The organism is Flavobacterium sp., assembly GCF_013822155.1.
In the GTDB taxonomy this organism is placed as follows: Bacteria; Bacteroidota; Bacteroidia; order Flavobacteriales; family Flavobacteriaceae; genus Flavobacterium.
Genome location: NZ_PNJW01000016.1, coordinates 39288 through 50754 on the forward strand (window position 1 = coordinate 39288; position 11467 = coordinate 50754).

The 11467-nt window shown below is 33.6% G+C and carries 14 protein-coding genes; 6 read left to right on the forward strand and 8 right to left on the reverse strand.

All coding sequences use genetic code 11. The features are described 5' to 3' along the window. Positions 1-107: 107 nt before the first annotated feature. The 3 genes from C0512_RS06100 to C0512_RS06110 are packed head-to-tail and all read right to left on the reverse strand — an operon-like array spanning position 108 to position 2196. Entirely contained in the window at positions 108-1400 is a 1293-nt protein-coding gene (locus tag C0512_RS06100; RefSeq protein ID WP_290859752.1) for a DASH family cryptochrome, read from the reverse strand. Continuing rightward, the gene (locus C0512_RS06105) at positions 1397-1558 is read right to left on the reverse strand and encodes a DUF2256 domain-containing protein (protein ID WP_290859754.1); all 162 of its coding nucleotides are present in this window, start codon (positions 1556-1558) and stop codon (positions 1397-1399) included. Before C0512_RS06105 ends, C0512_RS06100 begins: the two co-directional genes overlap by 4 nt. 2 nt (positions 1559-1560) lie before the next feature. Next, complete coding sequence (locus C0512_RS06110; protein ID WP_290859756.1) at positions 1561-2196, reverse strand: flavin reductase; 636 nt, start codon at positions 2194-2196, stop codon at positions 1561-1563. Between the two features lie 149 nt (positions 2197-2345). Here C0512_RS06110 and C0512_RS06115 point away from each other — a divergent pair, with 149 nt between their 5' ends. Then, on the forward strand, positions 2346-3692 hold the full coding sequence (locus C0512_RS06115) for an NAD(P)/FAD-dependent oxidoreductase (RefSeq protein WP_290859758.1): 1347 nt from the start codon (positions 2346-2348) through the stop codon (positions 3690-3692). Positions 3693-3694: 2 nt separating this feature from the next. Here the strand turns inward: C0512_RS06115 and C0512_RS06120 are convergent, their stop codons facing one another. The 3 genes from C0512_RS06120 to C0512_RS06130 form a co-directional block, all read right to left on the reverse strand. Beyond that, a complete protein-coding gene (locus C0512_RS06120; protein WP_290859760.1) occupies positions 3695-4057 on the reverse strand; it encodes a cupin domain-containing protein in 363 nt (120 codons plus the stop codon). 40 nt (positions 4058-4097) lie between these two features. Next, positions 4098-4466, reverse strand: a complete 369-nt coding sequence (locus tag C0512_RS06125) for a DMT family protein (protein WP_290859761.1) — start codon at positions 4464-4466, stop codon at positions 4098-4100. 67 nt (positions 4467-4533) lie between these two features. Next, positions 4534-6072: a helicase HerA-like domain-containing protein gene (locus C0512_RS06130; protein ID WP_290859776.1), complete on the reverse strand. Its 1539-nt coding sequence runs from the start codon at positions 6070-6072 to the stop codon at positions 4534-4536. Positions 6073-6191: 119 nt separating this feature from the next. On the opposite strand from C0512_RS06130, the gene C0512_RS06135 reads away from it, so the two are divergent. Together C0512_RS06135 and C0512_RS06140 are read left to right on the forward strand one after the other, a co-directional pair. After that, entirely contained in the window at positions 6192-6824 is a 633-nt protein-coding gene (locus C0512_RS06135; RefSeq protein WP_290859763.1) for a 7-carboxy-7-deazaguanine synthase QueE, read from the forward strand. A 3-nt stretch (positions 6825-6827) separates the two neighbouring features. Then, entirely contained in the window at positions 6828-7202 is a 375-nt protein-coding gene (locus C0512_RS06140; protein ID WP_290859765.1) for an energy transducer TonB, read from the forward strand. On the opposite strand, the gene C0512_RS06145 is transcribed toward C0512_RS06140, so the two are convergent. Continuing rightward, entirely contained in the window at positions 7195-7911 is a 717-nt protein-coding gene (locus C0512_RS06145) for a class I SAM-dependent methyltransferase (protein ID WP_290859767.1), read from the reverse strand. The genes C0512_RS06140 and C0512_RS06145 overlap by 8 nt on opposite strands. Positions 7912-7983: 72 nt before the next feature. Between C0512_RS06145 and C0512_RS06150 the strand changes: the two genes are divergently transcribed. Both C0512_RS06150 and C0512_RS06155 read left to right on the forward strand, forming a co-directional pair. Further along, on the forward strand, positions 7984-8478 hold the full coding sequence (locus tag C0512_RS06150) for a YkgJ family cysteine cluster protein (RefSeq protein WP_290859769.1): 495 nt from the start codon (positions 7984-7986) through the stop codon (positions 8476-8478). A gap of 1 nt (position 8479) precedes the next feature. Further along, positions 8480-8869: a PH domain-containing protein gene (locus C0512_RS06155; RefSeq protein ID WP_290859771.1), complete on the forward strand. Its 390-nt coding sequence runs from the start codon at positions 8480-8482 to the stop codon at positions 8867-8869. A 1-nt stretch (position 8870) separates the two neighbouring features. Here C0512_RS06155 and C0512_RS06160 read toward each other — a convergent pair whose 3' ends face one another. Further along, complete coding sequence (locus C0512_RS06160; protein WP_290859773.1) at positions 8871-10145, reverse strand: DUF1343 domain-containing protein; 1275 nt, start codon at positions 10143-10145, stop codon at positions 8871-8873. A gap of 3 nt (positions 10146-10148) precedes the next feature. Between C0512_RS06160 and C0512_RS06165 the strand changes: the two genes are divergently transcribed. Beyond that, positions 10149-11384 (forward strand): FtsX-like permease family protein, encoded by a 1236-nt coding sequence (locus tag C0512_RS06165; RefSeq protein WP_290859774.1) that lies wholly within the window; start codon positions 10149-10151, stop codon positions 11382-11384. Positions 11385-11467: the final 83 nt, after the last annotated feature.

Below are 11467 nucleotides of genomic sequence, written 5' to 3' on the forward strand. Positions count from 1 at the left end.
TTTCAGGTTTCAAGTTGAGATTAGCTCTGTGAAATTTTTAAATCCGTGTTAATCCGTGAAATCCGTGTCAACTTTTCTTTAAATGTTTAATGTAAATTGAAACAAATTTATTCAAACCATAGTTTTTGATAGTCACCTTTCGCATCATACATTTCCGCTTGTCGTTTAATGTTGAATTTTCGATCTCTCGGGTCATTACCAACACCGGAATTGTAAATCCAGTTGCCGTAATTAGAATGTACATCATAATCAATCAGCATACTTTCAAAATAAGCCGCTGCCACTCGCCAATCTTGTTTCCATTCTTTTGCCCAAAAACTTGCTACATTTTGCCTGCCACGATTACTCATGAAACCGGTTTGTTGCAATTCAATCATGTTGGCATTCACAAAAGGTTCATTGGTGTTGCCATTTTTCCATTGTTGAAAAGCTTTGGGATGGAATTTCCAATCGTATTTTTTTCCTAAAATGCCATCGAGTTGAAAGATTTTATTTCCGTGTTTCAACGAAATATATTTAAAATAATCTCGCCAAATCAATTCGAAAATCAACCAATACGTATCTTCATTTTTGCAAATTTCTTGTTCGTATTGCTGAATTTTCCAATAAATTGTTCTGGCAGAAATACTGCCATTTGCCAGCCAAGCGGAAAGTTTCGAACTGTAATCGGTTCCAATCAATCCGTTTCGGGTTTGTTTGTAAGATGACAAATTTTCTGTTTTAAAGAAGTAATGCTCCAATCGTTTCAACGCATTTAATTCGCCACCATGAAACGAAAAAGCTGAATTAGGATGAATTTCAAAACTTTCCAAACCGAAATCTTCTAAAGTAATGTTGAAAGAATTTGGTTGAATCCAATTGGAATCAGGTTGTTTTTCAATTGAAACAGTTGGGCTGACTTTTACAGTTGCTTCGCATTTTTTTCTGAAGACCGTAAAAACTTCCGGAATTTCACTAAAATCAGCATACGGAATATCCTCCGGATGAAACAAAAATTGGTCATAAGTTTCTACCCATTTGACATTTGAATTTTGATTTTTGAGGTTGATATTGATATTGTCATTGACGTTGACCTCCTCAGTTGTCCATTCTTTTTGAAGAAAAACAGTCGATATTTCATAATCATTTATCAATTGCGGAATAACCTCCTCTGGTTTTTCATAAAAAATAAACAAGGGAATATTTTTTTCTTTTAAAAAATAATAAAGTTCAAAAACGGATTCCAATAAAAATTGAGCTCTGAATTTTTCAGTTTTTTTAAAACCATACTTCGTTTCTTCATAATGTCGCGGATCAAAACAATAAACAGCCAAAACGTTTCTCTCTTTTTGACATGCTTGAAAGAGAGAAACATTGTCGTTTACTCGTAAATCATTTCGAAACCAAACGAGATTGTTCATTTAATTGGATTTTTAGAATTGGAATTTTTATTTCTCTTACACCGCTCACCGCAATACAAAACTTCCTCCCAATTTTTCTCCCACTTCTTTCGCCAAGCAAACGGTAATCTACAGGTTTTACAGATTTTTTCAGGATGATGTACTTTTTTGTGAGCCATTTTTACAACATTGATTTGGTTGGAACATTTGGTCGGGCATATTCAAAACGATCCACTAATTTTGGGACACAGTAGCCATTTAATCCATTAATCGTAACAACATTTTCTAAATCCAATCGCAGCCAATTGTCTTTTTGAATTAGATTTTCTTTGATAATTATTTGTTCAATTGAAGCAATAATATGAATGGTTCCGTTTTCTTTAATTTCATATTCGTTGAGGTATTTACAAAGAATTTGCACCGGACTATTTTTTACAAAAGGAATCGAAATCCCGTCATAATATTCTTCTTCCAAACTGGTTTTGTAAAATTCGGAAATACTTTCATCATAACCGGCAGATGAATGATGAGCATCGGCAATCATGGTTTCAGTGATGTGATTGACCGTAAAAAAACCTAAATCTTTAATATTTTTATACGTATTTCTGGGAACAGTAGTCGGTCGAAGAATAAATCCTAACATCGCAGGGTCGCTTCCCAAATGGGTTATACTGCTGAAAATGGCAACATTGGAAACACCTTCAAGGGTTTTAGTTGCAATTAAATTCGCCGATTTATAGCCGGTACAACTATTGATTAAATTCAATCGTGGAATTTTTGGTAGCTGTTCAATTGTATTTTTCGAAAAATGAATCATTAAAGCAATTTTTTTCAAAGATAGTTTTTGTTTAATTAAATAATATAAAAGTTAAACAAAATTTTTAGTTTTACTGAAATATATGTTTCTCAAATCGTGAATTCTTATTATAATCGCTATTTTTGTAATTGAATTTTTGAAAGTCATTTATGCAAACCCCTCAAAAAATTGCTGTTGTTGGTTCCGGGTTAGTTGGAACTTTATTGGCAATATACCTCAAAAAATTAGGTCACACGGTTCATGTTTTTGATCGAAGTGCGGATATTCGAACAGTTGAATTTTCCGGACGTTCCATTAATTTGGTCATGTCAAATAGAGGTTGGAAAGCGTTGGATGACATCGGCTTGACCGAGGAAATAAAAAAAATTGGAATTCCGGTCGATAAACGAGCGATTCATTTGCAGGATTCAAAACTCACCTATCAAAATTATGGTAAAGAGGGCGAAGCCATTTATTCACTTTCCAGAGGTGTTTTGAACCGAAAAATGATTGATTTAGCAGAAGCCGAAGGCGTTGAATTCTTTTTTGAACACAGAATTTGGGATGTTACTTTATCCGATGCCACTTTGCACATCGGAGAAACTGAAAGAGGCATGTGGACCGATTTAAAATATGATAAAGTTTTTGGTGCCGATGGTGCGTTTTCGAGAATTCGTCACCGCATGCAACGCCAAAGTATGTTTGATTATTCGCAAAAATTTTTAAAAATTGGCTACAAAGAATTACACATTCCTGCCAATACAGATGGAACGTATAAAATTGACAAAAACTCTTTGCATATTTGGCCTCGCGGCAATTTCATGTTGATGGGATTGGCTAATTTAGATGGCTCATTTACATGTACACTTTTTATGCCTTTTGAAGGAGAAAATTCCTTTGAAAGTTTATACGACGAAAAAACGTTAGTTGATTTTTTTGCAAAATATTTTCCTGATACCAAAGAAGTGATTCCTGATTTGGTGGAAGATTTCTTCAAAAACCCTAAAAGTTATTTGGTCACCATGCAATGTTACCCTTGGACATTTAACGATAAAGTTGCGTTGATTGGCGATTCGTGTCATGCGATTGTTCCTTTTTACGGACACGGAATGAATGCCGGTTTTGAGGATATTACCGTTTTGAGTGAAATGATTTCAAAATACGGCGACGATTGGGAAACCATTTTTGAGGAATACCAAAAATCCCGCAAACCAAATGCCGATGCCATTGCCGAACTTTCCTATCGCAATTTCATGGAGATGAGTGCCAAAACGGCCGATGAAAAATTCTTATTACAGAAGAAAATTGAAAAATGTTTTTCAGACAAACATCCTGATTTGTGGATGCCGTTGTATAGTAGGGTAACGTTTAGTTTGCAACCTTATTCCGAAGCTTTAGCCATTGGTGATTTCCAAAACAAAATCATGGAAGAAGTGATGCAAATGGAAAACATTGAAATAATTTGGGATAGTGAAGCGGTTGAACAGAAGATTATTTCGTTGTTGAATCAAAAATAGTTTTACTCTTCCCGATGCACCTTCTCAAAATTAAAAGCCGGTTTACAAATGGCAATATATTCACACACTTCATCAAACGGATTGGAATATTGAACACGTGTGTCTTTCTCAATTTTGATGGATTGACCAGCTTCTAAAACAATTACTTTGTCTTCAATAATAAATTGTTTTTTGCCTTTGATAACATAAGTATATTCATCAAACTCTGGCGTTTGAAAAGGTTCGATCCAATGTGGCGGTGCAATCATATGAGCAATGGAAATTTCGTTGTTGCCATCAGAAGCTTTTCCAAAATGTTCTTCGATTAGTTTTCCATCGGTTGTTGGAACGATGAATGGTGATTTTTGAATTTTGTATTTTTTCATAAAGTCAATACGCTATTTTCTATTTTCTTTCCTATTTCTTCTATTTTCTAAATATAAAATAAACCGCCAACACCAAAAAGCACATCCCAACAAAATGATTCCATTTAAAGGTTTCAGTTTTAAAGAAAAGCATCGAAAAAACCACAAAAATGACTAATGTAATCACTTCCTGAATTACCTTTAATTGCAAAAGTGAAAAAGGGCCACCATAGCCTTCATAACCAATCCGATTGGCAGGCACTTGAAAAAAATATTCAAATAAAGCTAATCCCCAACTGATCAAAACAATCGTAATCAATCCGGCATTTTCAAACCATTTCAAATCTTTAAATTTCAAATGACCATACCATGCCAATGTCATAAAAACATTGGAAAGTATAAGTAATCCGATGGTGAAGAATCCCTTCATTTTTTAGTTTGTTTCTTGCTTCCCTCTCCAAAGGAGAGTCCCGAGACTTCGGGAGGGGGAGAGGTTTTTACTTTTTAAACAGCTTACTCAAAATCCCCAAAGCTCCCCGAATAAAAGTAGCACTTGTCAGTACTTTTACAACTGCTTTTGTAGTTTGACTTTCCGGTTCACGACGAGTTGAGGTAGTAGTTGTTTTTTGAGCTTCTTTTTCTCTATTTGCTTCTTCGGCTTGCTTTGAAGCTTGTTCTTGTGCGGCATTAATTTTTTTCGTCAAAAGTTCAAAAGCACTTTCTCTGTCAATAACTTCGTTATACTTTTTAGCTAATTTTGATGTAGCAATATGCGAATCGATTTCTTGTGTAGTCAAGACATCCATTCTGCTCATAGGAGCACGAAGCATCGTAGCAACAAGTGGAGTAGGAATTCCTTTTTCATTCAAAGCCGTAACAAAAGCTTCTCCAATACCGAGTTGAGTAATAATTTCATCTGTTTTATAATATTCGGATAACGGATAGTTTTCTGCTGTCATTTTAATTGCTTTTCGATCATTAGCGGTAAATGCTCTCAAAGCATGTTGAATTTTTAATCCTAATTGGGCCAAAACACCATTTGGAATATCCATTGGATTTTGAGTAATAAAATATACTCCAATTCCTTTGGAACGTATTAATTTGACAATTGTTTCAATTTGATCTTGTAATGCTTTGCTTGCTTGGTCAAAGATTAAATGAGCTTCATCAATAAAAATCACTAATTCAGGTCTGCCGGAATCGCCTTGTTCAGGCATAGTATTGTATATTTCTGCCAATAAACTCAACATAAAAGTTGAAAATAGTTTTGGTTTATCTTGAATGTCGGTCAATCGGATTATGTTCACATATCCGTTTCCGTTTTCGTCTATTCGCATCAAATCATCTATATCAAAAGATAATTCCCCAAAAAAAACATCAGCTCCTTGTTGTTCCAATTCAATCACTTTTCTTAAAATTGAACCGGTTGAAGAAGTGGAAATTCTTCCATATTCCTTTTCAATTTCTTCTTTTCCCTCCTCGGTGATAAATTGTAAAACTTTTTTGAAATCTTTTAAATCTAATAATGGAAATGTATGATCGTCACAATATTTAAAAATTACAGAAACAACTCCACCTTGAGTGTCATTTAAATCTAATATTCTGGAAAATAAAACGGGTCCAAATTCTGAAACCGTGGCTCGTAAACGAACCCCATTTTGTTTGGAAATGGTCATTAATTCTACCGGAAATGCTTTGGTTTCATAGGGTAAATTAATTTTTGCATGTCGTTCAGTAATAAAAGGTTGTTCAATTCCGGGCATCGCGATTCCTGAAAAGTCACCTTTAATATCCATCATCAACACCGGAATACCGTTTTTTGACAATTGTTCCGAGAGAACTTGAATTGTCTTAGTTTTTCCCGTACCTGTTGCTCCTGCAATCAATCCGTGACGATTTAATGTTTTTAAGGGAATATTGATATGCGTATTTGGAATGGCTTCTCCATTTAAAATTGCTCCTCCTAAGGTTATAAATTCACCTTTACAAGTATATCCTTGATTGATATGGGCACTGAATTCTTCTACTTTACTCATCGTATTAGTTTTAATAATCAAATGTAACAAAACCAATTCTAAATCTGAAACTATCATTTTCAAATTTTCAAATTATTACATTTTCAAATTAACTATCTTTGCACTCAATTTTATTAAAAATGCTTCAAAAAGAAACCCAATTAGCCGTTGAAAAAGGAGAAAAACTTCCACTTATGGAAGAATTTTATACCATTCAAGGCGAAGGATATCATACAGGAACGGCTGCTTATTTCATTCGAATCGGTGGTTGTGATGTAGGTTGTCATTGGTGTGATGTTAAAGAGAGTTGGAATGCTGAACTTCATCCGCCTACTTCAACAGATTTAATTGTTTCAAACGCAAAAAAATATGCTGATACGGTAGTGGTCACAGGCGGAGAGCCTTTAACTTGGGACATGTCTATTTTAACAAAAAAACTAAGAGATTCAGGAATAAAAATTCATATCGAAACCTCTGGTTGTTATCCCGTAACAGGTTTTTGGGATTGGTTTTGTTTATCGCCAAAAAAAAATAAATTGCCGGTTAAAAGTGCCTATGATATTGCCAACGAATTGAAAGTAATCATTTATAATAAACACGATTTTATTTTTGCCGAAGAGCAAGCAGCTCAAACAAATCCAAAAGCTATTCTTTTTTTACAGCCGGAATGGAGCAAAAGGGAAGAAATGACGCCGCTAATTGTGGATTATGTTATGAAGAATCCTAAATGGCGAGTTTCATTGCAAACACATAAATACCTTAATATCCCTTAAAAATTGAAATTAATTTTTCCAGTTATATTTATTTTACTTTTTTCAACTCAAAGTTTTTCTCAAATTCAAGGGGAAGACGAAGTATATTTGAATAATTTAATATTAGAACCGGAATTTCCAGGGGGAATGGAAATGTTTTACTCGTATTTAATAAAACGATTGGATCATACAAAAATTAAATCAGGTGAGAAATTGATTGTCGCTTTTACAGTGAATGAACTGGGAGAAATGAAAAAAATCAGATTGGTTCAATTTAAAGATGAAACGACGGCGATTGAAATTTTGAACGCCTTAAAGAACTTCCCAAAGTGGAAACCGGCTTATAAATTAGGTAATCCGGTAAGTGTGGAATTAAAAATCCCTATCGTTTTTAAGTGATTTTTTGATGGCTTAGTCGGGCTAAATAATCAAAATGGTCTCCTTCTACCAGTAATTCACATGCCAATCCATTTGCTAAAGCTGCGTTTTGTAAGGTATTGAAATCAATATACATCCAATCAAAAGGTTTTTCCATTTCACCTTTGTAGGAAATTTTAAATTCTAATTCGCCATAGTAATCAGTATCACCGGGAATCCATTTGCCGCCATCTTCATCTTCATCAAACATATAAATGATATCAGAACTATCTACTAAAATTTGGCCATTCTCTGTTAGCAGGCTTTTCAATTGAAGTAAAAAGCGAGAAATATTTTTCAATCGCCCACACATTCCGGCACCATTCATTAATAATAAAATGGTGTCAAATTGTTCAACTTTCATTGACATTACATCTTTTACAGTAGCTTTTTTTAATCCACGTAACTGACAGGCTTTAATAGCATTGGGTGAAATGTCAATAGGTGTCACATCATAGCCTTTTTCCTGAAGATAAAGAGAATGACTTCCGGCACCACAACCTACATCTAGAACTTTACCGTTTGATAATAATAAGGCATTTTGTTCCATTTTAGGCATTTTTTCGAATCCTCTAAATAAATAGGCAACACTCATTTCATCAGCTTCCGAGATGGAAGTTTCTGTAATTAAATCTTGAGGATTATTGCCTGTTTGATAATCTAAAATGGCTTTTCCAAAAAGGTCTTTCATTTCTTTTGTTTAAAGTTCAAGGTTTCAAGTTAAATGTTGATTAATTTTGCAGCTCAACTTTAAACTTTAAACTTGAAACCACCATTAAACGAACTCGGAAAACTTGCCAAAGATAAGCATATCGAAAACAAAAAGTATTTTGATAAGTTAAAAAAGAAGCAGCCTAAAAATTTAGATTATGTCATGCAGGATTTGCATGAGGCCGAGTTTAAACGAACAGACTGTTTAAAGTGTGCTAACTGTTGCAAAACAACCGGGCCATTATTCACATCAGCTGATATCGAACGAATAGCTAAACATTTCAAACAAAAACCACAGCAGTTTATTGACCAATATTTGCAAATCGATGATGAGAATGATTATGTTTTGAAAAGTGTCCCATGTACTTTTCTTGATGCGGAAAATTATTGTATGATTTATGACGTTCGTCCAAAGGCCTGTCGGGAATTTCCACATACTGACCGAAAAAAGTTTTACCAAATTTCTGACTTAACGTTGAAAAATGTCGCTATTTGTCCGGCTGCTTTTACCATTGTTGAAGAAATGAAGAAAAAATTGCCTTTGTAAAATGAAAGTATATAAATCAAAAGTAGATTGGTGGTTAATTGCTTTGATTGTGGGTATTTTTGGGTATCCTGTAATAGATGGAATTCTTGAAAAACAGTATATAGTTTCACTTGTTTTTTTTATAATTATTTCTGTTTTAATGTGGTTAATACATTCTATTAAATATAAAATTGTAGGTGAAGTTTTAATATTATGGATTTATAAAATAGAAATTAAGACTATTAAAAGAATTTATAAAACAACTATTCCATTGAGTTCTCCCGCGGCATCGCTTGATCGTATCGCGATAGTTTATAATAAATACGATGAAATTTATATTTCACCTAAAAACAGAGAAGATTTTATCAAGGAACTATTAAAAATAAACTCAGATATTATTGTTGACGTTTAGGCTAATTATAAATAAGGTAAGGTTTTCTCATTTCTATAAACTCCTCTAAACCTTTTTCCCAAGTGCTTCGTATTTCTTTCTCAGACAAACCTTGTTCAATTTGAAGTCTCAAGAGTTTTGTTCCGGCCAATTTTGTAAAAAAGGAAGTAAAAAAAGTAGATTTATCAGCAGTATTTTCATATGCTTCAATCAACCATTTTAACCGGAGTCGTTTTACTGGGCTAATTTCAGACAAATCTTCTCCATGACAAACCACATTGTTGTGGAGTGGGTTTTTTGAACCTAAATTTGGCAATGGCATAAAACTGAAATTGCCTTGTGGTAAAAAAGGAGAGCCGTAAATTTGAAACTGTTTATCTGTTCCGCGACCAACACTGACATTAGTGCCTTCAAAAAAACACAAACTTGCATATAGATTAATTGCTTGGTCATTTGGTAAGTTTGGCGATGGTTTTACAGGCAAACTATAGGCCATATCCCTGCGATAATGTAAACAAGGAATGACTGTCAAATTGCATTGAATACTGTCTTTTAGCCATTTTTCTCCATTAATCATTTTACCATATTCACCAATTGTCATACCGTGTAAAACTGGAATGGGATGCATTCCAACAAAGCTGGTAAATTCTTTTTCTAAAATTGGACCGTCTACAATAGCACCGTTCGGATTTGGCCGATCTAAAATAATTAGTGGAAGATTAATTTCCGCACATGCCTCCATTACATAATGTAGCGATGAAATGTAGGTATAAAATCGAGCACCGACATCCTGTAAATCAAAGAGTAGAATATCAATTCCTTCTAATTGTTCAAGCTTTGGTTTTTTATTATCACCATAAAGAGATACAATTGGTAGGCCTGTTTTAGTGTCTTTTCCATCTACAATTAGCTCTCCTGCATCTGCAACTCCTCTGAAACCATGTTCTGGAGCATAGATTTTTTCAACAGCTATCCCATGGTCCAATAAATAATCAACTAAATGCTTTGTAATAGGTCGTAGTGGTTTTCCATCTGCTATTGTTGTAGAATAAGGAATTTTATAGTTTACAATTCCTGTTTGATTTGTTACTACACCAACTTTTTTATCTTGTAATAGTGGTAAGTAGGCAGAAAAATTTTCTGCTCCTGTGATGATATCCACAGTAGAAACCGCTTCATTGATAACAATGGTTTTATTATTATCTGCAATAACTTGTTTCTTTACTGAACATCCGCTCAAAACAATTAGCAAAACAAAGAATAAAACTGTATTTTTGAACATCCGTTTATTATACATACCTTGAAATTAGAATATTTTATAGCCAAAAGACTTACTACTGCAAAACACCATAAAAGTAGTATATCTAAACCAATTATTAAAATTGCTATTACCGCTATTGCAATTGGAATAATCATGATGATAGTTTCAGTGGCTACCGGTCTTGGTTTACAGCAAAAAATACGCCAGAAAGTTTCAGCATTTAATGGTCATATCATTATTTCTAATTTTGATGATAATCAATCAGAAGTCAGTAAAGTACCCGTTTCAAATAAGCAGGATTTTTATCCGAAGTTTACTTCTGTCGAGGGAGTTAACCATATTCAAGCTATTGCCAGTAAAGCTGGAATAATTCGAACAGAAAAGGCTTTTGAAGGTATTATTTTCAAAGGAGTAGGCAGTGATTATAAATGGGAAAATCTTAAGGAGTATATTGTTGAAGGAAAATCACCCAACGTTTCTGGAGCCTTAAATCCGGAAGTGCTCATTTCTCAGTATTTGGCGAATCGACTTTACCTAAAAGTAGGAGATAAGTTCAATACTTTTTTCATGAAAGAAGATAGTAATGAAATGCCAAACTTACGGGTTTTTACTATTTCAGGAATTTATAATTCCGGATTTCAGGAATTTGATGCTACATATATATTAGGAGACATTCGCCATGTACAACGAATTAACCGTTGGCAGCCTGACGAAGTTGGAGCTTTTGAGGTATTTATTGATGATTTTACCAAAATAGAGCAAAAAGGAGAAGAAGTTTATGAGCAGACCTCGTATATGTTGGACAGCAAAACCATAATTGACAAGTATTTTTACATATTTGAATGGTTGCAATTGTTCGACTTTAATATTATTGTAATATTAGTAATTATGATAGTTGTGGCCACTATAAACATGGTTGTAGCACTACTTGTTCTCATTCTGGAAAGAACCCAAATGATAGGAATCCTAAAAGCTTTAGGAGCTGATAACTGGACCGTTCGTAAAATATTTCTTTTTAATGCCTTCCATATTATTCTCCGTGGATTACTTTGGGGAAATTGTATAGCTATAGCCCTAATGTTAATTCAACAACAATTTGGTGTCATCAAACTTAATCCGGAGAATTATTACGTGAGTGAAGCACCGATTTATTTTAATTGGTTTTATATCTTTTTGTTAAACCTTGGAACTATTATTATAAGTTTTTTGGTACTGTTGGTGCCTTCTTATATTATTACAAAAATTTCTCCTGTCAAAGCGATTCGATTTGATTAATTTTTTTTTTACCATTAACAGGCTCTTGCTTTCCCAACTCACAAGTTTTATTAATTATCATATTTATTATTTAGCTATCATAT